We start from the raw sequence: 26,641 nt of genomic DNA on the forward strand, positions 1-26,641 counted from the left end.
TGGTTGCGGCCACGCGCCACGGGGACGCGGCGAGCTCAAGCGGATGCGCCGCTGAACGCTGAGCTGCGCGGAGCATCCAGGTGGTGCGCGACCGTGTTACCCCAGTGATAGCTCGGTGGTCGGGAAGCTCAGCACTGTGGCTCCGCCGGTGGCGTAGTTCGGAACATCGGACTCGACGGCCCGTCCCTCCGGTGACGACATCGCTGCGTCTAGCGCGGCCGCGTTTGCGAACGTCGCTCGAAAGCAGCCGTAGTAGGGGCCTGCGCCTGGCTCTGCGATCCCCAGGGCGTAGCTCATCTCCTGCACACCCGGCAGCTTCGCGCACAGGGGCAGGTGGGTCTGTTCGTAGTACGCGGCAAATGCTGCACGGTCCGTCGGCTCTGGATACAGGACCAGAAGAGTGTGCATGCCGGCTACTCCGTCTCTGCCGTATAGACGCGGCGGCCAGCAAACCAGGTCTCAGTGACGGTGGTCTCGACGAGCTCGGTCTCCGGATATGCGAACGGATCCCGGCTGAGAAGCACAAAGTCAGCCGATTTTCCGACGGTGAGCGATCCTGTCTCGGCAGCGAGTCCCATTGCTTCGGCGCCTCCGATCGTGAACGCCGCGATTGCTTCTGCGAGCGAGATCGCCTGCTCTGGCCACAGCGTTCCCGGGTAGCTTCCGCTTGGATCTGCGCGAGTGACGAGCCCGTGGATGCCTTCCCACGCATTCGGTGATGGCGACACGGGCCAGTCGGATCCGCCAGCAACCACCGCGCCCGCGTCGAGGAGCGAGCGGTTGGGTTGCATCTGATCGGCTCGCTCGCGCGGAAGTACTTCGCGGATGGCCTCGACGATCGGGCCTGGCACCCAGATAAACGGTGAGATGTCTGCGGCCACGCCCAGCGCACCGAAGCGCGGCACGTCGTCGGGGTGCACGAACTGGCCATGGGCAACCTGGTACCGAGTGTCTGTATAGCCCTCACTACGGATCGTCTCCACGGCGTTCAGCACGGCGTGCACCGAGGCGTCACCGGTGCAGTGAATCTTGGCCGAGAGCCCCTTGTCAGCGACGCGACGCAGCCAGTCGGTGAGCTCAGCCGGATCGAGCAATGTGCTGCCGTGGAAGTGATCGCCGTGCACGTCATCGGGCAAGTAGGGTTCAATGAATGCGCCGGTGCGGGTCGGCGGCACCCCGTCCAGGAAGATCTTCACGAAGTCGGGACGGTGGTGCTCCGTGCGGAAGCGTTCGCCGTCAAACACCAGGTCGTTGCCGATCACGGTGTTCCCGAAGATTTCATCGTTGACCAGCATCGATGTCACGACCCAGGCGTCGAGTTCGCCAGCGCTGTCGAGCGCGCGCAGTGCTTCCAGCGTCGGTGTCGAAACCCCGGCATCCTGGAACGCGGTGACGCCGAAGGAGCTCAGAATTGACACCCCGTGCCTCGATGCCGCGCGATCCTGTTCCGGGCTGAGGCCACCAACTTCGCGCTGCGCCTGCGCCACGGGGATCCCGGCTGCCTCGAGCAGCACACCGGTGGCGCGGCCCTCAGCGTCGAGCACCACTCCATCCTGTCCAGGGGTCACCCCCGCGATCTCCATGGCGCGAGTGTTCACCCAGCGGTTGTGGTGTGAATCATCTGAGAGCATCACTGGACGACCGCCTGCCGCCTCATCAAGCTGTGCGAGCGCGGCTGCCGTGTTGATCTCGCCGAGCCGGTCGCTGGCCCACGGTCCGCCAACGATCCATGCATCGTCGGGGAGCGCGGCGGCGTGCGCGCGCACCGCAGAGACAATGCCCTCGAGGTGTGCGCCGAGCGGCACGCGCAGCTCGAACAGTTCCTCTTGTCCGGCGACCGCATGGTGGTTGTGTACGTCGACGAGGCCGGGCATCACGAATGCGCCGTCGAGTTCGCGGATCTCCGTGGCCGGTGAGGCGAGTGCGGCAACCTCTGCTGCCGAGCCGATCGCGACGATTCGGCCGCCTGCAACGGCAAATGCCTCAGCGTGGGGCTGATCCGGATCGACGGTGTAGATCTGGCCGCCAGTGAGGATGAGATCGGGTGCGGGATGGGTCATCGGTGACTCCGTTCAACTATTGGGGGTGCCGCGGAATCCTGATCCGGAGCACGCCACACTCAGTATCCCAAGCGAGTGTCGACGCTCGTTGACCATGCGTGCTGCGATATTGACTGTGGGGGAGGGATCCTCTCATCGCCTCAGATTTCCGGGCAAGATGGGCCAGAACCCGAGGCGATGGCGTGCGGGCATTCGTTGTTTGCGAAGGGACACCACAGCATGAATACTCAGGACAGCGCAGTTCAGGGGCGAGTCGTCGTCATTACCGGAGGTGGCACCGGGATCGGTGCCGCGATCGCCGAGCGGTATGCGGCAGAGGGCAATACCGTGGTCGTGGTGGGGCGACGTGCCGAGCCGCTCGCGGAAGTAGCTGCGCGCACGGGTGCCACCGCTGTGGTCGCCGACGCGGCTGACGGTGCATCTGCTGCCGCGGCCGTTGCCGAGATCGTGGCGAAGTTCGGCCGGATCGATGTGCTTGTGCTCAACGCCGGCGGTCACGGCTTCGCAGCGGTCGGGGAAACAAGCGATGCTGACTGGACCGCGGCGATCACCGCGAACCTCTCGACAGCTTTTGTTCTGGCGCGCGAAGCTCTGCCGGCCCTGCTGACCGGGGCCGCAGCTGACGGCGGGAGCCAGATCGTCGTGGTGTCCTCGCTCGCAGGGCTGTTTGCTGGCCCGTCGGTCGCGGGCTACACCGTTGGGAAGCACGCGCTGATCGGGCTGACTCGCAGCCTCGCGCGCGATTACAGTCGCCGTGGTGTGCGGGTGAATGCAGTGTGTCCCGGGTGGGTGCGCACCCCGATGGCGGATCAGGAGATGGACGAGTTTGCTGAGCACGCGCCACACATTGTGGATCGGGACGCAGGCTACGCCGCCGTGACGCGTGATGTGCCGCTCGGTCGGGCTGCCGAGCCGTCAGAGATCGCGTCGATCGTGCGGTTCCTCGGATCGAGTGAGTCGTCGTACATGACGGGCGCCGTGCTCGTGGCCGACGGCGGGGCACACATTGTGGATCTGCCCACGCTCGCGTTCGAGCACGCAGGCATGTAGTGCGCATGGAGTTCTCGACGGTGCCCTGAGTCGGGGCTCCTGCCGCGCGGGGCCTCCGCCGTGCCTCCGCCGCGCCGGGCCGTCGCGCTCAAACAGGAAATCCGAGTTCGTGCAGGAAGAAATCAAGGATTCCTTCCTGCACGAACTCGGATTTCCTTCGCGAACTCGAGTTGCTCCCGGGGCTAGCTCCCGAGATAGGCGGTGCGCAGCAGTTCCGGATCCTCTGCGAGCGCCGCGGCAGGGCCCTGACTGTGGCTGACGCGGCCGCTCGCGACCACCATCGCCTCGTCAGCGATACCGAGCGCGAGGTTGGTGAACTGCTCCACGAGCAGCACTCCGACCCCTGACGCTGCGATGCCCTGGATGATGGGCAACAGACGCATGAATACCACGGGCGCGAGTCCGAGCGACATCTCATCGATGAGCAGGAACCGCGGCTTCGAAGCGAACGCTCGCGCGAGTACCACCATCTGCTGCTCACCGCCGGAGAGCAACACCGCCTGTGCGTCGATTCGTTTTTCGAGCTCGGGGAATGACGCAAGGACTTCACGCATCGTTCCCTCGGACTTTGCAGTCAGCATGATGTTCTCTCGCACAGTGAGCGACGGGAAGATCGCGCGCCCCTGCTCGATGTGGGAAATGCCGAGCCGCGACCGCTGCACGCGAGTGCGCTTGCCGATCGACTCGGTATCGACGGTGATCTCCCCGGCAGAATGCGTGATCACGCCGGAGACAGACTCGAGGAGGCTCGTCTTGCCTGCCCCGTTCGGACCGACGAGCGCGAGGATCTGACCCGCTCGGATGGTGAGGCTCACATCGGAAATGACCGGCCCAGCGCCGCGACTGACGGTGACTCCCGCGAGCTGCAATTCGCTCATGATCCCAACTCCGCATCTCCCATGTACGCCGCGATGACGGCGGGGTTTTCGAGCACTTCCCGCTGCTGCCCCTGTGCGAGCACGCGGCCAAAGTCGAGCACGGTGATCTCAGTGCACACGGTGCGCACCAGATCTAGGTCGTGCTCAATGATCACGATCGCCGTGTCGAAGCGCGATGGGATCCGCGTGAGGCGCTGCCCGAACTGCAGGTGCTCCTCGTGTGAGAGCCCGGCCGCGGGCTCATCCAGGATGAGCACCTTCGGTCCTGAGAGCACGGCAGCAGCCACTTCAATCAGGCGGCGCGTGCCAACATCTACGTTCGAGAGGTGTTCCTCCGGAGGGGGGCAGCCGAGGAACGCGAGCGCCTCCGCGAGCTCATCGTGGTCGAGCCTGCGCCGCGCAACGAAGCGCACATACGCCTCGACGGTCAGCTGCGGCGGAACGCGATCCTGCTGGAACGTGCGTCGCAGCCCCCGCCTGGCGCGTGCGGCGGGGACCAGCTGGGTGATGTCCTCGCCGTCGAGCAGCACGGTACCCGTGTGCTGTGGGAGGAACCCGCTCACCGCGTCGACAAACGTTGATTTGCCAGCACCGTTCGGGCCGATGAGCCCCATGATCGTGCGCGGTTGCACCGCGAGGGACACCTCGCTGAGCGCTTTGAGCGCGCCGAACTCGACGCCGAGCCCACGAACCTCAAGCACGGGTCCAGCATCTGCCGGCACGGGGAGCGCCGCCTCAGGCACTGCGAACGCGTCAAGCGCGGTCGTGGTGGCGTCCTCGGTCGCAGCGGCTGCGGCCGCAACAATCGCAGCCTGCCGTCGCTTCACTCTGGTGCGGAATGCACCCCGTATGGCCTCGCCGAGGTTCGAGCCGCTCGTGAGCGCCTGGATCCCCAGGAGACCAAAGACAACGAAGCCCCAGTCCTGCGGCACTCCCCAGCGCTTGAGGAGCTCGGGGACAAGCACCCAGAGGATGCCGCCGAAGATTGCCATGTCGATCAGGTACGCACCGCTCATCACCGCGAGGATGTAGAGCGCGAGCGACTGAATCGGTGTGAAGCTCGAGGCGTAGGGGATTCCCACCTGGCCTGCGAGCAGTCCACCGGAAACACCTCCGAGCGCCGCGCTCACTGCGAATGCGGAGAGCTTCGCGAGGCGGACGCTCTGGCCCACAGCCGCCGTGCCGCGCTCGGAGAACGCGACGGCTTTCCAGCTGCTGCCGATTCGGCTGCGCTGCAGCAGGAATACCCCAAGCGCGCAGACGACGAGCACGATCGCGCAGAAGAAGAAGTACTCACGATCGCTTGAGAAGAGCGCCGGCCTCTCCACTGAGACGCCGTCGGTTTGGCCAGGGAACTGCGTCTGCACAAGCATGACGTCGAATGCCGCAGCAAAGCCGAGGGTGACGACCGCGAGGTTCACGCCGCGCAAGCGCAGCGCTGGCAAGCCGATCAGAATCCCCGCGAGTCCTGCGACGAGGCCGCCAGCAATCAGCCACACGATGAATCCGCCTGGAGCCTCCTGGACGTTGAGCCAGGCGACGACCCACGCGCCGATAGCCCCGAAGGTGAGCTGGCAGAGCGCGATGATGCCTGCGGAGCCGGTGACCACCCCGAGCCCAAGCACCGCAATACTGGCAGTGACCATGCTGATGGCGAGGTACACGACGTACCCCGAGAGCCCGACGCTGAGCGCCCACCCCAGTACGAGGGCGAGCACGGCGATGGCGATGGGCGCGAGTGTGCGCACGCGACGGTTAGCGAGCAGCATCCCACACCTCCTTCCGCTGCGACCAGAGCAGCAGGATAACGATGAACAGGAACGGAATGAAGTTGCGCACCAGCGTGAGTTCGCTGATCTGCGCGACGATACCGTTGATGAGTCCGAGTAGGAGACCGCCGACGACCGCGAGGTCGAGTCGGTTGAAACCGCCGAGGAGAGCGGCCGCTGCTGCGGGAATGATGAGCATGGAGAGGCTCACTGCGTCATTCGACTGTGTCGGCGCGATGATGAGCACGGTGATCGCGCCGATCGCGCCGGTCACCGCCCACACGCCGATGGAGAGTGGCTTTGACGCAATTCCGATCAGTTCTGCCGTCGTCGGCCGATCTGACAGGGCACGAAGCTTCGTGCCGACGGTCGTCTTCCGGAGGAGGAGCGCTGCGCCCGCCGCGACGATGATCGCGAGACTGACGGTGACGACCGTCACCCAACTCACCACGACGCCGGCGATCGAGAATGCTGGTCCGTTCAGGATCGGTTCGAACGGTTTGGGCTTGTTGCCAAACAGAATGTACGACAGTGACATGAGGAGCAGGAACGGGGCGACGGTCATGGCCGAACGCTTCGATAGATCCGCTTCGGACAGCCACGTGGCGGCGATCCAGCCGATCACGGCGCTGAGGAGTGCGCCGACGATCACACCGGCGACCGTGGCGAGCCATACGGGAATGCCGAGCTTGCTCGCAAACCAGACAGCGATGAATGCGGCGAACATGCCGGTGGCAGCCTGCGCGAAGTTGACGACGCGTACAAGCCGCGACATCAGTGTGAGGGTCACCGCGAACACGGCGTACACACCACCGGCGGCGAGTCCGGAGAGCGCGCCCTGCAGGAGTGCGCCGCCGTTCACGAGTGAGTATCCCGGTGTGCTGGGGAGGTGCGTTGAGTATGCATGGGGTCCTTCTGGTCAAGCAAACGTGACGGAACTGTCGCACCCGCCGCCACCGGGGACACACGGTGGCGGCGGGTGCGACGCGTGGTTTACGCCGCTGGGATGGTCAGCCAGTCGTCGGCTGCTTTCTCCCACGCCTTGGTGCCGGATTTCAGCACGACGGGCCAACCGCCCGGCTCGAATTCCTGAGCCGCGATCTTGTCGAACTGGTACGAGTACGCGATCATGTCGTTGTCGATCGGCTTCATGTCCGAGAGCGCCTGGTTCACACTGTCGCGAGTGATGTCACCTTCAATGCTCTTGAGCGCTTCCACCATGAACGTCGCTGCGAGGTAGCCGCCCTGGCTGAAGGAGGTGAGCGTGATGTCGTTCTCCTCCATTAGCGCCTTCCAGTCCGCGTTGATGTCGTTATCCTCGGTGAACGGGAAGAACTCGGCGGGCACGTACACGCCTGCACCACTGTTCTCCACGGCGGCAGCGAAGCTCTCGCTGTAGACCGAGGTCAGGAACAGGAATGACACGTCGTCCCAGCCCTGCTGATTCGCAGCCTTGATCTGGCCGATCGCATCCGGCTCGACCGCGTTGCTGACGATTGCGTCACAGCCGGCCTCCTTGGCCTTCACGATGTACGGCGTGTAGTCCGCCCCGCCGTACGGCACCGTGTCGTCGATGAGCGTCGGCTTCTTCCCGGTAATTTCGCTCCAGCGGTCTACGGCAGCGGCGTACGCCGGGCCGGTCGATCCGATCACGCTCGTGAACACGCAGAGGCTCTCGAGTCCGAGTTCCTCTGAACCGTAGAGCATCGTGAGTGTGGTGTCGTTGAACGGGCCGATGTTGGCCGGTGCAATGTTCGGTGAGCTGAAACAGCCCGGATCGACACCAATGCCCTGGATCGAGCGCACGTTTTCCTGCTCGTAGTACTTCGCGTTGATCTCGCAGTCGAGGAGCGAGGCTCCTCCGACGAGGCCGACCACCTCGTCGCTGCCAATGAGCTCGCGCGCCGAGGCCGTCGCGGTTGCAGGATCGGCCTTGTCATCCATGGCCTTGTATTCAATCTTGTGACCGTTGATGCCGCCATCAGCGTTGACCTTGTCGAACACCGCGGCTGCGGCCTCCGAGGCTTCGGGGAACGTGGCTGGACCACTGATCGTGTTGACCGAACCGAGCTTGATGGGGGCGCCTTCGCCCCCATCACCGGTGCCGCCTGCGCAGCCGGACAATACGAGTGCCGCCGCGGCGGTCAACGCCGCGGCGCTTGCAAAGCGAATGTTCATGAGGGGTCCTCTCGAAAGGGAAATAGAGCAGGATGAGATGAAACGAAATGTGCACGCCGCGAGCGTGCCGACGGCACCGGGCTACACGGGCTGGACGTCCGGGTACTCGACGGATCCGATGGGGTAGATGTGTCCGCCAGCACGCGAGTGCTCCGCGGCGCCGTCGCCGGCAATCCCGAGGAACGCGCCCGTGGTGCGCAGCTGGTAGCCGAGATCGTGGAGCCAAACGCTGGCCACGGCGATCCTGAATTCGCGGAAACAAAACAAGTAGAGCCCATCAGCGAACTTCCAGACCGTAGAAAGATCCGTGTCGCCGTGCCCCCGCTGCACCCCCTGCACGCACTGCCAGGCGTACCGTTCACTGGACATGTAGACGTGCTCGTAGAGATGGAACGGGCTGTAGCGGTACAGATTGCGCTTGCCAATGAGATCGCGTGACGGAGCTGGAACCTCGCCAGTGGGAGATCCGGCGCCGGTCACGGCTGACCAGAACCGCTGGCCGACGCGGGGCTCCGCACCCGATCCCTCCGGGCCGATCAGGGACCGAGTGACGAGTGCGCGATGAGTGGTGTCCGAGTAAACGATTGAGAGCGCTTCACGCTCGCGCGACTCGAGTGGCAGGTGTACGAAGACGACATCCTCGCGGACCCGCACCGCGTCGTAGGGGTCAACAAGCTCTCCGTCAGTGGAGATCGCGTCAGAGGCGCTGCTTTCTCCGGCATCTCCGGCATTTCCGGCATCACTGGCATTTCCGAGAGCGCTCGCCGCAGCAGTGGCGCTCCACCGCACGGTTTCCTCGCTGAACGCCAGCGCGATGACGGTTCCGTCGTCGAGTGTCAGGGCGAGCTCCACGCCAGCCAGCGAAACATCAGGAAGGCGGAACGTGTCGATCCCCGCGGCGAACTCGTCGTAGCTGCGCCACTTCGCTGGGTCCGCTGCGGTGGTGTCCGGGCTGGGCATCGTCATGGGTGTCACTCCTGTGTGTCGCGCTGCATGGCAGGGACGGGTGACTCCAGCTGAGAGATCTGCGGGCGTCAGTGCCCGTCCTGATCAGAACTGTACGCAGCGTACAGATTGAGCGCAGCGGGTTTTCGCAGGGCTTGCCGCCAGAATCAACGGCCGTGCTCTGCAAGACAACGAGTGTCACGGAACGGTTGCGGGCACGGCGGATTACGGCGCCGGTGATCGCGCGAGACCGCGGGTGCAGCGGAAACCACTCTGCGTGCGCGTGACGCAGACGTCAACTGAGGAGCGACCGGAGCTAGCCTAGGCGGAGTTCGCTCGGCGAGGCCCCATACGCCGCTTTGAAGACCCGGCTAAAGTGCGCGGCGTCAGGGAAACCCCATCGGCTCGCGATCGCGGACACGGTGCGGTCCGCGAGGACGGGATCGAGCAAATCCGTGCGGCAGCGCTCCAAGCGTCGCTCACGGATCCACGTCGACACCGTCGTCTCCGCCTGGCGGAACAGTGCGTGCAAGTGCCGCGTTGAGATGTAGTGGGCCGCAGCGATTGACCCGGGTGAGAGTTCCGCCGAGGCGAGATGGAGATCGATGTACGCGGTGATCTTTTGCAGCAGCACCTGGTGTGGATCGCGCTGCGCGGGATCGGCGTCGAGGATGCTGGAGAACAGCGTGCCCATGAGGTCGAGGCTCGTGTGCGCGAGCTTGGCACGCACCCGCGAATCGAGTGGCGCAAGCTGAGCGGGGAACTGTGACAGGAACGCGGAGACGACCGGTGCGAGGCCGCGGTTCTCATTTCCGAGCGAGACGGCGGTGAGTTGCTCGGTGAAGGGGATTGGCAGATCAATCCGATCCTTTGGGAACATCATGATGAGGTTGCGGAATTCCTCGCCGAAGAGCAGCGAATACGGGCGCGACGTGTCGTACACCGAGAGATCACCTGCACGCATCACGAGCTCGCGCCCGTCTTGCACCAGGATGCTGGACCCGGCGAGCAATAGGCTCACCTTGTAGTATCCGCTGCCGCCGTCCGCAATGTTCTCTGGAGTTCGCTCAACGAGGTGGGGGCGGGCGGCAACCTCCGTGAATACGACGTCGTCTGCGTGCGCTGAGGCGGTGCGACCCACGAATGGTTCGTCTCGCTCGGTCGTGATCTTGAGCGGCACGAACGAGGAACTCACCAGGCTTCGAAACTCAGCGAGCCCGTCGGCCTGCGCGGGGCGGTTGCCCTGGCGTGACGGGTGCTGTGGTTCAGCGATTCGCATGCCTCATCACCTCACTGCTTGAGTCCTGCGGCCGGGGCTGGCAGTACATGGGGCCCCTGCGCCGCTCTTCCCGAGAGGATACACCCTAAATTTCCGAGAGTGCGTCGTCGAGGGCATCGAGCAGCAGGGGGAGCTCGGCCGCGCCGAAGGCGAGCGGCGGTCGTACCTTCAGGACGCTCTCATTGCGCCCGATCCGCGAGATCAACACGTGCCGTGCCTTCATCGCTTCAACGACCTGTTTGGCAAGCTCGGGAGCTGGCGCCCCGTCAACCGCGAAGTCAAGGCCGAGGAACATGCCCGTGCCCTTCGCCGCACGCACGAAGTCGTATCGAGCTGCACACGCCTCCAACCGCGTCCGTGCCGCAGCGCCGAGAGATGCTGCGCGCGCCTGCAGCTGCTCAGCCGCCATTTCCTGGAGCACGGCCTCGCCGACCGCCGCAGACACCGGGTTGGCTGCAAACGTGTTGAAGAACTCGTTGTGGGAGCCGAACTCATCGAGCACGGCCTCGCTGGTCACCACTGCGGACATGGGGTGACCGTTGCCCATGGGTTTCCCGAGGGTGACCAGATCTGGATCCATCCCAGTGGCAGCGTGGCCCCACATGTGGCTGCCGGTGCGGCCGAATCCGCTCTGTACTTCGTCAGCGATCACGAGACCGCCCGCCGCCCGCACGCGCTGCACGATCCCTGCGACCAGGCCGGACGGGATGCGGGGCATGCCCTCCGTCGAGAACAGCGGGTCGAAGAGGCTTGCAGAGAGCCCGAAGCCCGCTTCCTGCAGCGAAGCGATGGCGGCGTCCAACTCAGCGAGAGTGGCGGCGAGCACCTCGGACTCGGGGCGCGGATCGCTGTCGAGATCCGGGATTCGGAGTGTTCGCACGTGCGCCCCGAGCGGCTCGCGGGTCTTCAACCCCGTGGTGAGTTGCGCCAGCGTGATGGTGGTGCCGTGGTAGCTGTAGTCAGACACGATGATCCCTGTGGCGCCGGTCAGCTGTCGCGCGATCCGGATCGCGAGTTCGTTGGCCTCTGAGCCGGAGTTGCCGTAGAGCACTCGGTCGAGTTTCGGGGCGAACGTCGCGAGCAGTTGCTCCGAGTAGTCCACGATGCGCTCATTGAGGTAGCGCGTGTGGATGTTGAGCGTGGCGGCCTGCTCATGCATCGCGCGCACGACCCGCTCGTTGGTGTGGCCCACGTGTGGCACATTGTTATAGCCATCGAGATAGCGCAAACCAGACGCTTCGGTGAGCCACACGCCGGAGGCGGAGACAAACTGCAGCGGCTCGGTGTAGAAGAGTGGCGAGTATGGGCCGATCGTGCGGTTGCGACGTGCGATCAGTGCGGCGTTCGAGGTCATGCGGAGCTCCTGAGGCTGAGAGGTGCGGTGAGTGCCGTGCGGGCGGGATCGGATCACGAGGTGGCGATGAGCTCGCGCGCCATCTGCACGACGTGCGGGAGCACGGTTGCGGCGAGCCAGTCTGCCGTGGGCTCGCCCCGGCGATCTGCTGCCCACCCGAGGTAGGTCAGTCCGCGGGCCAGGAGGATCGCCGGGAAGGCGGCGTGATCGGCGGCGTCGAGCGGGCGGACTGCCTCATACCCGGTAAATAGCGCTGCGCGGTACTCTGCCGCTCGAGGGTGGGGTGTGAAGAAGAAGATCGCGGTGGCGAGGTCGAACAGATGCCACCCCGTTGCGAAATCGTCGAAGTCGATGAGCACGAGTCCATCTGGAGTGCGGAGCACATTTTCTGGTGTGAGATCGGCGTGGATCGGACCGAAGCGATGAGCCGGAGTACCGTACGCTGTGAGCGTCTCTCGGATCTGGGCGATTGCGGCGGTCACGTCTTTTTTCGCGGCATCACTGAACTCTGCCAGGCGGAGGGGATCGCCCCAGGCGGGTGCGGGGCCGACGAGCCCGTCGAGATCCCAGTCATCGCGCGGAACAGCGAGTGCGTACCCGGATCGCTCGCTCGCGGTGTGCACTTCGGCAGCAAGCGTGCCCAGCTGAGCGAAATCAGCTGACGGGAGATCGGCGGTGCCGGCGACTGCCGTGCGCTCATCGCCAAAATCACCGCTGTTGACGAGCTTGTGCTGGAGATCGACCTGGTGGGCTCCTCCCGGAAGGTGAGCTCCGACCACGCAGAATCCGCGGCCGTCAAGTGTGGGGATGAAGCGGGGGACCGCGACCCCCTCTCCGCGGAGTGCCCGCACGAACTCGAGTTCGCACGCCAGCTCCGCGTCGCTGTGGTAGCCGCGTCGGTGAACGCGCAGCACGTAATCTGTGTTCGCGTCTGTGAGCGAAAACACGACGTTCTCGCGGTGTTTCAACAGTGTGAGTTCTGACTGGGCCGGGAGGCCGTACTGGGGGAGCGCCTCTCGGGCGAGCTCGATCGCGGCAGCGAGATCATCGGTGCTCATGTGGTCCTTTCATGTGTCCATGCCGTCCACCATTGGAGCGCGTGACACTTCCTGTACGCTGAGTATAGAAAATGTACTCCGAGTTCACAAGTGTGCACCCTGCTGCGTAGAATGTGAGATATGACAGCGGAAGCGGCCTCCTCTCCACCGAGCCTGCGTGAGCGGCGACAGTTCCGTACGCGCCAGGAACTGGTCGACGCCGTGCTCGTGGTCATTGCCGAGGGCGGCGTTGACGCTGCGACGATCGACCGGGTCTCTGCGCAGTCAGGAATCTCGCGGGGCACGGTGTACGCGCACTTTCCCGGCGGCCGCGACGAACTGCTGCGTGCCGCCTATGCGCGGCTCGGGGTGCAGCTCGTCGAGCGCACCCGTGCTGCAGTCTCGGCGGCGGAGGGGTGGCGTGCGCGCCTGGCAGCTCATGCGCGAGAAATGTTTGACCTCGCGGCCGATGCCAGAATCGGGCATTTTTTCAATGTGTCCGGCCCCACGCTGATCGTCGATGGTGAAGCACGGGGGATTGGATCCGGTGCCAGCGCCGTGATGCTGCAAGAGAACCTTGCCCATGCTCAGTCCCTCGGAGAGGTGTCAGCTGATATCGACGCCGAAGTGACAGCGATCCTGCTTGTCGGAGCACTGCGTGAGGCGGCGATCCGAGTTGCCGCTGGATCGGAATCCGCGGAGCGAGCCTACGCTGCCTTCGTGCGGTTGGCCGCCGGGCTCGCTGCCTCGGCTGAGCAGCCACGGTAGTCCCTGATTCGGGAGCACAGCGGCCCAGTGGCGAGTCTCTTCGTGCGGGCGAGTCTCGTTGCGTGTGCAGAAGCCACGCGGGAGTGACGCGGTTGCTGCGCGGGCGTGAGTCTGGGGAGATCGCTGAGTGCCTACAGGGGCAGGTCATGCAGTGCCGCACCTACGCTGTTGCTCGGTGAATGATGCGGGCGAGATCGGCGGGTCGACTCCACATTGGCCAGTGTCCGGTGGGGAGATCAACCACGTCGAGCTGCGTCAGCCGTGTGACTTCGCCAAACATGGGGTGGCCGGATCGGGCCAGTTCCAGGAGCTGGGCGCTGGGAATCGAACAGCACACGAGCGTAGTCGGCACGTCGTGCCTGGCGGGGTTTCCGAGCTCGACCGGCTGGCGCAGCACGGGGGCCGGCTCAGGAACCGACCGTGCGCGGAAGCGATCCAGGGCGAGCTCAGTGAGCCCGGCGAGGCTCGCCTGCTCCGCGAGCGCGTCGAAGGGAGGGAGCGGCAGTTCTGTGAGTTCAGCTGGGAGATCCGGTGCGAATACGCTGCCGGGGGTGACGGGGCCAGAGTCAACCCAGACCACCCGGTGGATGAGCTCAGGGTGTCGATCAAGCACGAGGCACACCGGGGCATTGGCTCCGCTGTGGGCGACAATGGTTGCCGGCCGATCTGCGGAGCCGCCGTGCAGCATGATCGTGTCGACGATCGCAGCGGACTGATCGTCGAGGGTGCGCAGTGTGCGATCCGGGTCTGCAGCGTCGAGACCGGGCAGCGTGAGGGCGGTAGCTTCGACCCCTTCTGCTGGGAGCTGTGCGAGGACCTCGTCCCACGCCCACGCACCCAGCCAATGGCCGGCAATGAGCAAGGTGATCGGAGTGTGTGTGGTGGTCGTCATGGCTCTACTCTCCCAGGGCCCGCGGACAACTGTGTGTCACTATTTATGTCATGAATTTTGAGTGGACGAGACTATGAAGCGCGCCGAGCGGCTCCACGCGCTCTCCGAGACTCTGCGCAGAAGTGGTGCGCGCGGCGTCTCCGCTGCGCGACTGGCGCGAGAGTTCGAAGTTTCGGTGCGGACGATCAAGCGAGATCTCGACGCACTGGACCGGAGCGGTGCACCGGTCTGGTCTCGGACGGGGCCGGGAGGTGGCTACGGACTCGCGGCAGGGGTGTCCCTTCCGCCGGTGAGTCTGTCGCCTGCGCAGGCCGTCGCGCTCATGGCTGCCGTCTCGGCGGCGTCAGATGCTCCCTACGCAGACCTCGCCGCCGCGGGAGTGCGAAAGATCTTTGACGTGCTTGACCCCACTACCCGCTCCCGGGCCACCGAGCTGGCTGGCCGAGTGTGGGTCGACGCGCCGACCGCGCCATCGCGCGCGATCCGGTCGGCGCTGGAGTCGGCGATGGCCGAGCAGCGCGTGGTGCGGATCCGCTACACCGCAGAGGGTGGAGAGACCACCGCTCGCGACGTCGAGCCAGTGTTGTTCGCTTCCACGGGTGGCCGGTGGTACCTCATCGGGTGGTGTCGCCTCCGCGATGCGATGCGCTGGTTTCGTGTCTCGCGCATCGAGCGTGCGAGTGTCACGACGCGACCGTGCAGCGGCCACACGGTCGCTGAGGTGGGAACGCCACCAGAGCACGCGAGGCCGGTGCACACGGCGGAGTGACTGAGGCCTCCGTGTGGGCGTCCGGTGGAGAAGCGGGCTCACGGGCGGCAGGTCAGCGAGTGCGCGCGGCTGCCTGCTCGGTTGCGCGCGCGGCTGCCTGCTCGGCGGCATCGAGCAGGGTATTGACTCCGAGGAGGTAGGTTTCGCGATCCCGAAGCTCCGAGATTTGGGCTGTGAAGCGCGCGATCTGTGGGTGGGTGCGCGGGTCTGCGAGCACCGGTCCGTCGAACCAGGGCGAATCGATGTTCTCGGGATTCAACTCGCCGCTCTCGATCCGCGCCCGCGCAATTCCCGACGCTGTTGAGAGCATGTAGGACGACAGGATGCCGTAGTGCTGCACGACCGCCTCTGCGGGAAGTCCAGCTCGGTCCAGTGCATCCAGCAGCAACTCGATTGCCCCGAGTTCGCCAGGTCCGTGGGTGGTGAGCACCATGGCCTCCGCCGCGATCGACGGGTGCTCACAGTAGGCGGTGAGGGTGCCGACGGCGAGCTGCATGATCCGATCGCGCCAGTCAGCCGGATCCGCGGTGACCTTGCTGAGTGCTCGCTGCTGGAGCTCGTCAAGCAGCGCCTCCATGAGGTGGCTCTTGCTGCGGAAATGACGATATATGGCGGATGGATCGACGCCGAGGCGGATGCCCAGTGCCTTCGCCGAAAACTCATTCGAGCGGGTTTCTGAGGCCACCGCGAGGCCGGCGGCGAGAATCATTTCCGTGTCCAGCCTGACTTTCCTGGCGCCACTACGGCGCCCAGGTGTGTCTGTGGCTGTCGACATCGTCATGCTGTTCCTCCCAGCGTCCAGCGTAGGGCATGTGAAGCCCGATCGACCGCCGTGGACCCCCAGTTGACCACATTGACAAAAGCATTGTCAAAGCCTTTGACAAATGAGTTCGGCTCGAATACGCTCCTGATCATTCCAATTCACCATTGGCTGATTCACTGTCGAATACAAGGAGCAAGATGCACATTGACGTGCTATTCACCGGGGGCGCGATCTTCGCCGGTGCTGGCGAACCACTCCACGGCTATGCGGTCGCCGTCACTGGCAACCGGATCATCGGCGTGATGCCCGAAGCCGAAGCGCAAGCGCTGGCAAGCTCGGGTACCCGACGGATCGATCTGGCTGGTGCGCTACTCTCGCCCGGGTTCCAAGACGCCCACATCCACCCGATCAGCGGCGGCGTCGAATCGTTGCAGTGCGATCTCACTGCCTCCACCGATGCGGCGGACGCAGTGCGTCGAATCGCCGCCTACGCTGCAGCCGCGCCCGCCGAGCCATGGATCCTCGGCGCCGGGTGGTCAATGGATCATTTCGCCGGGGGTGCGCCAACGCGTGCACTCATCGATGCGGTGGTGCCGGATCGGCCAGTGCTGCTGATGAGCCGAGACCACCACAGTGCGTGGGCGAACACCGCCGCGATCCGCGCCGCCGGGCTCAGCGCCGAAACGGTCGATCCCGCCGATGGCCGGATCGAGCGCGAGGCAGACGGCTTCCCGGCAGGCACGTTCCATGAAGGCGCTGGTGATCTCTTCGACGCCGTGAAGCCACAGAACTCCGCGGACCTCATTTACCGCGGGCTGCTCCGCGCACAAGAGGACCTGATCGCCCAAGGGATTACCGGGTGGCAGGACGCCTGGGTCGGCGCCGACGGGCCGGGGACCGGCACGATCGAAGCCTACGAGCGCGCGATCGCCGAAGGCCAACTCCTCGTGCACGTGGTTGGCGCGCAGTGGTGGGAGCGCGACCGAGGGGTCGAACAGATCCCAGAGAAGCTTGCCCGCCGTGACGCGCGCCTGGCGAGCGGCACGGCCGATCGCTTCGAACTCGGCACTGTCAAGATGATGGTCGACGGAGTTGCGGAGAATCACACCGCCTCCATGATCGCGCCGTACCGCGACGCTCAGGGGCACGACACCTGTAATCACGGCATCTCGTTCGTGGAGCCTGCGGTGCTGCGCGAGGCCGTCACCACACTCGACGCGGCAGGCATGCAAGTCCACTTCCATGCCCTCGGGGATCGTGCGGTGCGCGACGCGCTCGACGCCGTGACAGAGGCGCGCGCGACAAACGGGCCGAGCGATGGTCGACACCACCTCGCTCACCTCCAAGTGGTGGCCGAAGCCGATACCCCACGCTTCGCACTGGCGGACGCCGTCGCAAACCTGCAGATGCTGTGGGCCACGCACGAGGAGCAACTCGACACGCTCACGATCCCGTTCCTGCAGGAAGGTGCTGTCCAGCGCCAGTACCCATTCGGGGATCTGCAGCGCGACGGGGCGCGCCTCGCGGCGGGCAGTGACTGGCCCGTATCCACCGCCGATCCGCTTGCTGCGATCCACATCGGCGTGACCCGCGTCGGTCCGGGGAACGGCACTCCGCCGCTCGCGGGAGAACACCAGCGTCTCGACCTCGTCACGGCGCTCACCGCCTACACCTCCGGCACGGCATACGTGAATCACCGTGACCACGACACCGGATTCATCAGAGCGGGCTACCTCGCCAATCTGGTGGTGATCGAGCCGAACCCGTTCGAGCTCGCCCCGGAGGATCTGCACCAGGCCCGCGTCCGCGAGACGTGGATCGATGGATCCCGCGCATACGCCCGCTCCGAGTCACTGCGCATTCCGCGTTGACTCACCTCCGCACACCACGAGTTACCACCCAGGGAGAACACTGATGTTCACATCCTCACCACTGCGCCGCCGCGGCAGCGCCATCGTTGCGGGGCTCGCTGTCGCGGGCGTCGCCCTCACCGGCTGCTCCGCCCAGGGCGGGAGTGACTCTGCCGGCACGCCGATGGACTGGACGCTCACGGATCAGACCGCGGCACCCTCGGGTGACATCGACCAGATCACTTGGGCGAGCTACTCGGAGCCATACTCACTCGACTACGCATACGCCTTCGACTACGCAGACAATCAGGTGCTCGCGAATGTGTGCGAGTCGCTCCTGCGGCTCAACCCTGACTACTCGCTCACGCCGTCACTCGCAGAGTCGTTCGCGAACCCAACGCCCACCACGTGGGTGTACCAGATTCGCGAAGGCGTGAAATTCCACGACGGCACGGCGCTCACCGCAGCCGACGCCGTCGCCTCGATGTCGCGCCACCTCGACCCGGAAGTGGGATCCTCCTGGTACAGCGTGTACCAGAACGTTGCGAGCATCGAGCAAACAGGGGAGCGCGAGGTGACCGTGACCACCACGATCCCCGACTCGCAATTCAATCTCGGCATGGGTGGTGCGGCAGGCGTGATCGAGTCGGCCGCAACGCTGGCGAAGTTGGGCGCAGACTACGGCAACTCCACCGGTGGCGTGAACTGCACTGGCCCGATGCAGTTCGACTCCTGGAAGTCTGGCGAGAAGATCGAGCTTTCGCGGTTTGCCGATTACTGGGATCCGGAGCTCGCCGCGCAGTCCGAGAAATTTGATTTCGTGTTCATGGCGGATCCCACAGCGCGCACGAACGCCTTGAAATCTGGCGAAGTGGACGGGACGTGGCTGCTCCCCATGGATGCCGCGCAAAGCATCAAGAAAGCGGGCACGGGTGATGTGCTGTTCGGAATGAACACCGCAGTCTCCAACCTCGTGGTGTCAAACCTTGCGGGGCCGCTCGGCGATGTCCGCGTGCGAAAAGCGCTCCTCATGGCGATCGACCGCGAGGGAATCCTGCAGGCCATGAACAGCGGTGTCGGCGAGGTGACCGACGTGCACTCCACGCGCTCTGTGTGGAATGACGCCGACCCAGCAGCCACCGAGGCGGCCTTCACCGACATCGAAACGTACCCCTTCGACGTCGCAGCTGCTCAGAAGCTAGTCGAGGAGGCGGGAGCTACCGGGGCGAAACTGAAGCTCGTTACGGCGCCAATCAGCCAAGACTTCGCGATCGTCTCACAAGCAACTGCTGCCGCCGCGAAATCGATCGGCCTCGATGTCACGATCGATACGGTGACCCCGTCCGCATACACTGCGCTGTTCTCAGACCCGAGCGCGCGCGAAGGCGTCGACCTGTTCTACACGATCTGGTACCTCTCAAGCCCGGATCCCATGGAGATGTACGGCGTATTCCGCACCGATGAATTCAGCAACTACGGCAACTGGTCAGACCCCGACTACGACGCACTCGTCACAGAGGCCGTCTCCACTATGGACCCGATCAAGCGCAGCGCGCTCGCCGCACAAGCGCAGCAGATCACGAACCGTGAGCTGCCGTGGCTTCCGCTCGCCGAGACGCCCACGGCGATGTTCATGGGCGACAGGGTCACTGGCCTCTCGCCCTCGATCAGCTACCTGTATTACCCCTGGGCTGCGACGCTCGGTGCCCGGTAACTTACTCACTCTGCCGGGAGGCGGCGACCCCGCCTCTCGGCGCTACGGACTGGAGACCCGACGATGACTTATGCGCGGCGCATCGCTGCCAAACTGGGCGCACTTCTCCTCACGCTGTTCCTCGCCTCCCTGCTCGTGTTCTTCTCACGCTTTCTCGTACCGGGCGATCCCGTGAGCTTCCTGCTGCGCGGACGCAAGCCCAGTCCCGAGGCCGTCGCAGCGGTGACCGAGCAATTCGGCCTCGACCTCCCGGCGTGGGAGCAGTACGTGAACTGGGTGTTCGGGATCTTCCGCGGCGACTTCGGTCGATCGCTGCAATACCGGCAAGACGTCGCCACAGTGATCGGGGACCGGCTTCCCGTCACCCTCGGACTCGTGGTGCTCGCCGCACTCATGATCGCCATCGTGGGGATCTCGGGCGGCGTCATCGCGGCGCTCAACCGAGGCAAACTCGCAGATCGTGCGATGCTGATTTTCCTCACGGTGCTCGGCGCGATCCCGTCCTTCGTCGGCTCGATCGTGCTGATCGCCGTCTTCGCTGTCACACTCGGGTGGTTCCCGACCTTCGGATCCGGAACCGGTTTCTGGGACACGATCTATCACCTGTTCCTGCCAGCGTTGGCGCTCGCAATCGCATTCGTCGTGCTCATCGGCAAAGTGACTCGCTCCTCAATGGTGGAGCAAATCGGGCGCGAACACGTTGAGGTCGCCACTAGTCGAGGGCTCACACGCGGCACCGTGATCCGGCGACATGTCTTCCGGAACGCAGTCGGGCCCATCGTCACCGTGAGCGGCCTGCTCGTTGCCGGGCTGCTTGTGGCCAGCACGATCGTGGAGTCCGCGTTCGGAATCTCCGGGCTCGGATCGCTGCTCGTGCAGTCTGTCGACCGCCTCGATTTTCCGGTTGTGCAAATGATCGTGCTGTTCGTGGTCGCCGCGTTCGTCGTGATCAACGCCATCGTTGACCTGCTTGAACCCCTGATCGATCCACGTGCCGCCGCAGGAGCTGATGCGCGATGACTATTCCCAACCCCACCACCGCGGTGCGCGTCATGCGTGCCCCGCGTGCTCGCCGCTCGAGCTGGCTGTTCCTCGTGAGCGCGATAGCGCTGGCCGTCGTGACGCTCGCGGCAGCTTTCGCCCCGTTTGTCGCGCCCTACGATCCGGACGCCGTTGACTTCCTCACCTTCAACGGTGGGCCGAGTGCCGCGCACTGGCTCGGAACTGACGGGCTCGGCCGCGACATCCTGAGCCGCATGATCTGGGGCGCGCGAACCGCACTGCTCGGACCACTCCTCGTCGTGGTGTTCTCGACGATCGTTGGAATCCTCCTCGGGCTCCTGGCCGGGTGGCGCGGCGGATGGATCGATGCCGTGCTCGGACGAGTGTTCGACGTGGTGTTCGCGTTTCCCGCCCTGCTGATCGCCATCATGGCGGTCGCCCTCTTTGGCAAGGGGCTTGTTGCCCCGGTGATTGCGATGAGCCTGGCCTACGCGCCGTACGTCGCTCGCCTTACCCGCTCGCTGATCGCGGCAGAGCGAAATCGGCCATACGTGTCCGCGTATCGAGTCCAGGGGTTCGGGGGTGCCTGGATCGCGCTGCGTCGAGTGCTACCCAACGTGTTCCCAATCGTCGGTGCACAATCCACGCTGAACTTCGGGTACGTACTCGCCGAACTCGCCGGGCTGTCATTCCTCGGCCTCGGGGTGCAAGCGCCGGCTGCCGACTGGGGCGCCATGATCAACGAGGCGCAGCCCGGTATCGCCGGAGGCCACTTCCTGCCCGCCGTGATCCCCGCGATCGCAGTCGTCATCGTCGTTGTCGCGGTGAACCTCATTGGCGAGGAACTCTCGGAACGAATCGGAGGGGGTGTGTCCGCATGACACTACTCAACATCTCAAACCTGACCCTCGACCTCCCGAGTGGCAAGCGCCTGCTCGATGGGATCACCATCGACGTCGCACCAGGCGAAACTGTCGGCCTCGTGGGTGAATCCGGATCAGGCAAGTCACTCACCGCCCGCTCAGTGCTCGGTCTACTGCCCCGCGGCGCCGTGATGGGCGGCTCAGTGACATGCGACGGGCACGAAGTGCTGGCTGCCTCGCGGCGAGAACTCCTCGAAGTGCGTCGAAGCAGTGCCGCGATGATCTTCCAGGACCCGCGCGCAGGGATCAATCCGATGCGCACCATTGGCGATCACATGACCGAGTCGCTGCGACTGTGCCAGGGGGTTTCTGCCGGAGCAGCGCGTGACCAAGCGATCGAACTGCTTGCCGCCGTGCGACTGCCCCGGCCAGAGGACCACTTCGGCCAATACCCGCATGAGTTCTCTGGCGGAATGCTGCAGCGCGTCATGATCGCCGGAGCGCTGACCAGCTCGCCGGCACTGCTGATCTGCGACGAGCCGACCACTGCGCTCGACGTCACAACGCAGGCCGAGATCATCGAAGTGCTCCAGGAACAGCGAGCCGCGCGCGGGATGGGAATGCTGTTCATCACTCACGACCTCAACCTCGCGGCCTCGATCTGCGATCGCGTCTCCGTGATGAGCGGCGGCCGTGTGGTGGAGCAGGGCACGGCGCGCCAGATCTTCACCGCGCCCAGCGATGCATATACGCAGCGGCTGATTGCCGCGACGCCGAATGTGGCGGCCAATGGCGCTGTGAGTGGGGGTGCCCACCCTGGGGTTGGGGGTTTTCCTGATGCTGATGCTGATGCTGATGCTGCGATGGGGGCTCCAACGGCGGCTAGAAGTTCGGGGGAAGCTGCGGATCCTGCGGGAGCTGTGCGATCCGTGATGCCTCCGGCCTCTGCTGCGCCCTTGCTACTCGTGACCGGCCTCTCGAAGACCTATCACCCGCGTGGCCGAGAGGCGGTTCAGGCGGTGCAGGACGCGTCCCTGGCGATCCCGCGCGGAGGAGCGCTCGGCGTGGTGGGGGAGTCTGGCTCGGGCAAGTCGACGCTGGCACGGATGATCATCGGCCTCGAGCAGCCGGACGCTGGCGCGCTCACCATCGCGGGTGCGCTGCGCACGGCGGTGCCGAAAGGGCGGGCCGCGCGGCTTGCTCGTGCCAGAAGTGCGCAGATGGTGTTTCAAGATCCGTACCTGTCGCTCGATCCGCGTATTGCCGTTGGCCAGGCCATCGAAGACGCACTGCGCCTGCACACGAAGCTGAACGGCCCCGACGCGACCTCGCGTGCGCTCGCGTTGCTTGACGATGTCGGGCTGAGTAGGGAGCATGCCGATGCCCTGCCCCGCACACTCTCGGGTGGGCAGCGGCAGCGCGTGGCGATTGCGCGTGCGATCGCGATTGAGCCTGACTTGCTCGTGATGGACGAGGCAACGAGCGCGCTCGACGTGTCAGTGCAGGCGCAGGTGCTCGACTTGCTTGCCCGCGTGCGCGAGGAGCAGGGGCTCACCGTCTTGTTCATCAGCCACGACCTCGGGGTCGTGCGGCGGGTGTGCGACGAGACGCTCGTGATGCGTCGTGGCGAGATCGTGGAGTCTGGTGCGACCGAGGCACTGCTGAGCCACCCGCAGCACGAGTACACACGAGCGCTGATCGCATCCGTGCCCCGCCCCGCGTGGGCCTAGGGCGGGGTCTGCTCGCGAGTCAGCCGTCTGCGAATCGACGAGGGAATGGGGTGTTCACGAGGGCATGGGTAGATTGCGGTGAAACACCCCTTCCCTCGTGAGATCCCCCTTCCCTCGTCGCATAGCGGGCCGGCAGAGTGGGTGTTCCTCCACAGCTCGCTATCGGGGTCGGCCAGAGCGAAGTTGTGCTGAACTCTCCCGTTGGTCGGCCAACCCCGCCCGGGCTCCGCAACGATAGGTCGATGGATACACCCCAGGAGGTTCGGCGGGCAACTCAGCTGCTGCTGCACGTTGACGGCTTGGCACAGCGCGGCATCACGCGGCGTGAGATTGACTCTGCCGTGTCAGCATCGCGTCTGGTTCGCGTCCGACCAGGGTGGTACGTCGAGGCGAGTCAGTGGCAGAGCGGGCGGAGCGAGCAGAAACACCTGCTCGCGATTCTCGCCGCGCAGCAGAGCACGCTGCGACGGCCGATCCTTTCGCATCGGAGCGCCGCAACACTGCACGGGCTCCCGGTATGGTCGCGTTGGATGACCCGAACGGCTGCTCTCCCGCAGGGGCGCGCGAGCCTGGCAGACGAACGATCAGTCGACCTCACCGTGGGTCCGTCGGAGTACAACGCAGGTTCATCCGCGACAGCCCGGCATCGTGCAGCGCTGCCCTCAGCCGACACGACCCAGATCGCGGGGCTGCGGCTGACCTCGGGAGAGCGCACGGTGTTCGATCTCGCGCGGAGTGAGCCATTTCCGGTGGCACTTGCCTGCGCCGACGCCTATTTGCGCGGCACTGTCCGCGTCGGTCGGCTGGTGGACCGAGCCTCCTGGAACGCGTGGCTGGAGCAGCTGGTGTCACGTGCGGACGCGATGCCGCGTGGACGGGGCATGGCCGCCGTGCGCGCGCTTGCCGTGCTCGCAGATCCGCGATCCGACTCTCCGCTTGAGAGTGTCAGCCGCCTGCGCGCGCTGCAACTCGGGCTCACATCAGAACTGCAGGTGGCAGTGCCGAACGAGCGCGGCGGGAGCTACTATCTTGACCTGCTGTTCCGAGAACTGGGGGTGTTCGGTGAGTGCGACGGGAAAGCCAAATACACGGACCCAGCTCTCCGGAACGGGAGAAGCGCGGATGAGGTGGTGTACTCCGAGAAGCGGCGGCACGACTGGATCGAGGGCAGCCAAGGGTGGCGCGGTGTGCGCTGGGGCGCCCCAGAAGTCTCGACAGCTGCCTCATTCGCACGGCACCTGCGGGCGCAGCGGGTGAGAGTGCCAGGTCGTCCGAGCCTCGTGCTTGGGCCGGGCATTGCGCGGTTTCTGAGGCAACTCGGCCCCTAGGATTCCGCGCCTAGAGCACTGCAGCTGGGGTCGTCCCTGAGACCGCAGCACCCTCCGGGGGCGGGACCGGGGATGCAGCGGGACAGCGAACCAGAGCTTCTCCACCGTGGCAAGGTATTGCGACTGCGACTGCGACTGCGACTGCGACTGCGACTGCGTCTGCGTCTGCGTCTGCGTCTGCGTCTGCGTCTGCGTCTGCGTCTTCGCCACTCCTGCGCCCGAGCTGCGGCAGCAGGATCTTTGACGATTCCCAAGGGTTAGGGGGAGGGGTTCTGGGCCGGGAGCCGCAGTTGGAGCGCGTCTCGTTGGGTGCATGTGTCGACGAGCTGGTTCAACTCACCCAGGAGTCGCCAAACACGTGAGCCGACAGACGCAGCCACGACGGCCGTGTACCCCGACCGTCGTGGACTGCAGTAGTGCAGTTGACTCAACTCGCGGCTGCTGCTGCCACCGCTGACACTGCTGCCGCCGCGCCACCGCTGACAGGGCTACAGGCAGCGCCCGTGGCGCAGCGAAGCGCGCGTTCGCTACTCCTCAGGGACGTCGAGGCCGTTCACGCGCTGAATCTCGCGCTGGTACTCGGCGACGACGCTGCGGGAAACGCGGCAATCGAGCAGGATCGTGCCCGTGGCACCCGCTGCGGTCCACTCGCCGAGCGCGTCGAGATCGGCGAGGGACTCGACGAGCACTCCCTGTGCACCGAGGGCAGTGGCGAGCCCCGCGAAGTTGACGTCGGGGATCAGCATGGGGCCCTCGTCGAGTCCCATGACGCCGTACAGGTGCACTTCTGCGCCGTACGCACCGTCGTTCCACACGACGATGACGGTGCTGGCTGAGGTGCGGATCGCTGTCTCGAGATCGGCGAGTGCCATCAGTCCACCGCCATCGCCTGTGCTGAGCACGATGGTGGTGTCGGGCACTGCTGCTGCAACTCCCGCAACGGTCGGGAAGCCCAGGCCGATCGTCTGGTATGCGGTGCCGACCATGATCATGCGCTCAGGCGATGCGACCGGCCAGTACATGTTCGCCCAGCCAATGAAGTGACCGCCGTCCGTGGTCACGTGCCGATTCGCTGGCAGCTGCTCGTCGATGCGCACGGCAACGGCGCGCGGATCGAGGCGACCATCGGCGCAGATGCCGTCGGGGTGCTCCGCAAGGCCTGTCGCGCGCACTCGGAGTGCTCCGCCCGGCTCCAGCCCGGCAACCTGTGTGCGCCAGCCGGCGCTGCTCGGGATCGCCGTTTCGAGTGCACCCAGCATCGCGGTCAGTGTCGCGCGGGCGTCCCCTTGGAGCAGGATGTGCGTGATGGGCAGATTCGATTTCGGTGGCGCGACTTGCTCGGTGTCGATCCGGATCACCGTGGTCCCAGCGCCGAACAGATCACCGAATCGCATGGTGAACTGGTTCAGGGCTGCACCAACGACGAGCACGACATCTGCCTGCGCGATGGTTTCCATAGCGGGAATCTGGCCGAAACCGCCGGTGATGCCCAGGTCGTACTGTTCGGCGGGGAAGATTCCGCGCCCGAGTGCCGTCGTGGAGGTCAGCGCGCCGAGCGCCTCGGCCACGCGACCGAGCTCGAGTGAGGCCCCGGAGAGGTGCGCGCCACGGCCAGCGATGATGTGGGGGCGCTCGGCTTCGAGCAGTGCTCGCACCGCGGCCTGCACTTGGTGCGCTGCGATCCCCGCAATGGAGTCGGTCTCTGGGCGTGCTGGCTCAGGGATCGAGGTGTTTGCAACGGACGCGCTCAGCGCGGCCAGCACGGCGGGATCATTCAGATCAATACCGGTGGAGGCCTGGGCTGGTGCTGCAGGAGCGACGGACGGGGCGGACACGAGGTCGTACGGGATCCCGAGCACGACGGGGCGGCGGAATCGCTCAGCGTAGGACACCGCGCGTTCGACAGTGCGCTCGATGTTCGTCACCGACAGCATGTGGGTGCGCACTCCGAGCGCGGCTGCGAGCATTTCCTGGTCGACGTCCCACGGTCGTGGGCCGGCGCTCGGCGCATCGCCGACGACCACGAGCATTGGCGTGCGCGCCTGCGCGGCCTCGGCGAGCGCGGTCAGCATGTTCGTAAAGCCGGCCCCATAGGTGGTGGTGGCGATTGCGAGTTTGCCGCTCACACGTGAGTACGCGTCAGCCGCCGCAACTGTCGCAGCCTCGTGCCGGACAGCAGTGTAGGTGACTCCGACCTGGGAGAGATTATCGATGAGGTGAGCGTTGCCATTGCCCATCAGACCAAAGCTGCGTTCAGCATGGCGGGCGAGGGCTTCGGCAAGCGTACGCGTGAGCGTAGCGGGAGTTGACATCACAGATCCTTTGGAAAAACGAGTGGATTGGAACCGTGTATGTCTCGCTGGGCAACTATGCCGCAGCAGCAGCGCCCCTTTTTCGCGCGCCTTAGCCGGC

Annotated in this window: 22 protein-coding genes; 9 read left to right on the plus strand and 13 right to left on the minus strand. The window is 65.4% G+C overall.

Annotated features, from left to right (window positions below; genetic code table 11):
- Positions 1–96 precede the first annotated feature (96 nt).
- Together K1X41_RS14480 and K1X41_RS14485 are read right to left on the minus strand one after the other, a co-directional pair.
- Positions 97–408: an EthD family reductase gene (locus K1X41_RS14480; protein ID WP_220174940.1), complete on the minus strand. Its 312-nt coding sequence runs from the start codon at positions 406–408 to the stop codon at positions 97–99.
- Positions 409–413: 5 nt separating this feature from the next.
- Positions 414–2,060, minus strand: coding sequence for an amidohydrolase (locus K1X41_RS14485; protein ID WP_220174941.1), 1,647 nt, complete (start codon positions 2,058–2,060; stop codon positions 414–416).
- 219 nt (positions 2,061–2,279) lie between these two features.
- Between K1X41_RS14485 and K1X41_RS14490 the strand changes: the two genes are divergently transcribed.
- Entirely contained in the window at positions 2,280–3,110 is an 831-nt protein-coding gene (locus tag K1X41_RS14490; RefSeq protein ID WP_220174942.1) for an SDR family NAD(P)-dependent oxidoreductase, read from the plus strand.
- A gap of 182 nt (positions 3,111–3,292) precedes the next feature.
- On the opposite strand, the gene K1X41_RS14495 is transcribed toward K1X41_RS14490, so the two are convergent.
- From K1X41_RS14495 to K1X41_RS14530, 8 genes are all read right to left on the minus strand, one after another.
- A complete protein-coding gene (locus tag K1X41_RS14495) occupies positions 3,293–3,988 on the minus strand; it encodes an ABC transporter ATP-binding protein (RefSeq protein ID WP_220174943.1) in 696 nt (231 codons plus the stop codon).
- Positions 3,985–5,757 carry a branched-chain amino acid ABC transporter ATP-binding protein/permease gene (locus K1X41_RS14500; RefSeq protein WP_132202553.1) on the minus strand — a complete coding sequence of 591 codons (1,773 nt, stop codon included), beginning with the start codon at positions 5,755–5,757 and terminating at the stop codon, positions 3,985–3,987. The genes K1X41_RS14495 and K1X41_RS14500 overlap by 4 nt, the downstream gene beginning before the upstream one ends.
- Positions 5,744–6,619 (minus strand): branched-chain amino acid ABC transporter permease, encoded by an 876-nt coding sequence (locus K1X41_RS14505; RefSeq protein ID WP_132202555.1) that lies wholly within the window; start codon positions 6,617–6,619, stop codon positions 5,744–5,746. The genes K1X41_RS14500 and K1X41_RS14505 overlap by 14 nt, the downstream gene beginning before the upstream one ends.
- Positions 6,620–6,750: 131 nt before the next feature.
- Entirely contained in the window at positions 6,751–7,935 is a 1,185-nt protein-coding gene (locus tag K1X41_RS14510; protein ID WP_132202557.1) for an ABC transporter substrate-binding protein, read from the minus strand.
- A gap of 81 nt (positions 7,936–8,016) precedes the next feature.
- Complete coding sequence (locus K1X41_RS14515; RefSeq protein WP_258566575.1) at positions 8,017–8,901, minus strand: molybdenum cofactor biosynthesis F family protein; 885 nt, start codon at positions 8,899–8,901, stop codon at positions 8,017–8,019.
- Between the two features lie 295 nt (positions 8,902–9,196).
- The gene (locus K1X41_RS14520; protein ID WP_220174944.1) at positions 9,197–10,159 is read right to left on the minus strand and encodes an AraC-like ligand-binding domain-containing protein; all 963 of its coding nucleotides are present in this window, start codon (positions 10,157–10,159) and stop codon (positions 9,197–9,199) included.
- A gap of 85 nt (positions 10,160–10,244) precedes the next feature.
- Positions 10,245–11,513, minus strand: coding sequence for an aspartate aminotransferase family protein (locus tag K1X41_RS14525; protein ID WP_220174945.1), 1,269 nt, complete (start codon positions 11,511–11,513; stop codon positions 10,245–10,247).
- A gap of 53 nt (positions 11,514–11,566) precedes the next feature.
- Entirely contained in the window at positions 11,567–12,571 is a 1,005-nt protein-coding gene (locus K1X41_RS14530) for a phosphotransferase enzyme family protein (protein ID WP_220174946.1), read from the minus strand.
- Between the two features lie 120 nt (positions 12,572–12,691).
- Here K1X41_RS14530 and K1X41_RS14535 point away from each other — a divergent pair, with 120 nt between their 5' ends.
- Positions 12,692–13,318: a TetR/AcrR family transcriptional regulator gene (locus tag K1X41_RS14535; protein ID WP_132202565.1), complete on the plus strand. Its 627-nt coding sequence runs from the start codon at positions 12,692–12,694 to the stop codon at positions 13,316–13,318.
- 160 nt (positions 13,319–13,478) lie between these two features.
- Here the strand turns inward: K1X41_RS14535 and K1X41_RS14540 are convergent, their stop codons facing one another.
- The gene (locus K1X41_RS14540; RefSeq protein ID WP_220174947.1) at positions 13,479–14,210 is read right to left on the minus strand and encodes an alpha/beta fold hydrolase; all 732 of its coding nucleotides are present in this window, start codon (positions 14,208–14,210) and stop codon (positions 13,479–13,481) included.
- A 73-nt stretch (positions 14,211–14,283) separates the two neighbouring features.
- Here K1X41_RS14540 and K1X41_RS14545 point away from each other — a divergent pair, with 73 nt between their 5' ends.
- Positions 14,284–14,979 (plus strand): helix-turn-helix transcriptional regulator, encoded by a 696-nt coding sequence (locus tag K1X41_RS14545; RefSeq protein WP_133617127.1) that lies wholly within the window; start codon positions 14,284–14,286, stop codon positions 14,977–14,979.
- Between the two features lie 52 nt (positions 14,980–15,031).
- Here the strand turns inward: K1X41_RS14545 and K1X41_RS14550 are convergent, their stop codons facing one another.
- Positions 15,032–15,760 (minus strand): TetR/AcrR family transcriptional regulator, encoded by a 729-nt coding sequence (locus K1X41_RS14550; protein ID WP_258566576.1) that lies wholly within the window; start codon positions 15,758–15,760, stop codon positions 15,032–15,034.
- A 179-nt stretch (positions 15,761–15,939) separates the two neighbouring features.
- On the opposite strand from K1X41_RS14550, the gene K1X41_RS14555 reads away from it, so the two are divergent.
- The 6 genes from K1X41_RS14555 (at position 15,940) to K1X41_RS14580 (ending at position 24,229) form a co-directional block, all read left to right on the plus strand.
- Complete coding sequence (locus tag K1X41_RS14555; RefSeq protein ID WP_220174948.1) at positions 15,940–17,613, plus strand: amidohydrolase; 1,674 nt, start codon at positions 15,940–15,942, stop codon at positions 17,611–17,613.
- A gap of 43 nt (positions 17,614–17,656) precedes the next feature.
- Positions 17,657–19,306 (plus strand): ABC transporter substrate-binding protein, encoded by a 1,650-nt coding sequence (locus tag K1X41_RS14560; RefSeq protein ID WP_133616970.1) that lies wholly within the window; start codon positions 17,657–17,659, stop codon positions 19,304–19,306.
- Between the two features lie 63 nt (positions 19,307–19,369).
- On the plus strand, positions 19,370–20,326 hold the full coding sequence (locus K1X41_RS14565; RefSeq protein WP_132202575.1) for an ABC transporter permease: 957 nt from the start codon (positions 19,370–19,372) through the stop codon (positions 20,324–20,326).
- Positions 20,323–21,189, plus strand: a complete 867-nt coding sequence (locus K1X41_RS14570) for an ABC transporter permease (RefSeq protein ID WP_220174949.1) — start codon at positions 20,323–20,325, stop codon at positions 21,187–21,189. The genes K1X41_RS14565 and K1X41_RS14570 overlap by 4 nt, the downstream gene beginning before the upstream one ends.
- Complete coding sequence (locus K1X41_RS14575; RefSeq protein WP_220174950.1) at positions 21,186–22,901, plus strand: dipeptide ABC transporter ATP-binding protein; 1,716 nt, start codon at positions 21,186–21,188, stop codon at positions 22,899–22,901. Before K1X41_RS14570 ends, K1X41_RS14575 begins: the two co-directional genes overlap by 4 nt.
- 242 nt (positions 22,902–23,143) lie before the next feature.
- Entirely contained in the window at positions 23,144–24,229 is a 1,086-nt protein-coding gene (locus K1X41_RS14580) for a hypothetical protein (RefSeq protein ID WP_220174951.1), read from the plus strand.
- A gap of 527 nt (positions 24,230–24,756) precedes the next feature.
- On the opposite strand, the gene K1X41_RS14585 is transcribed toward K1X41_RS14580, so the two are convergent.
- A complete protein-coding gene (locus K1X41_RS14585) occupies positions 24,757–26,541 on the minus strand; it encodes a thiamine pyrophosphate-binding protein (RefSeq protein WP_220174952.1) in 1,785 nt (594 codons plus the stop codon).
- Between the last annotated feature and the right edge of the window lie 100 nt (positions 26,542–26,641).

The sequence above is a fragment of the Leucobacter luti genome, from assembly GCF_019464495.1.
Lineage (GTDB): Bacteria > Actinomycetota > Actinomycetes > Actinomycetales > Microbacteriaceae > Leucobacter > Leucobacter luti_A.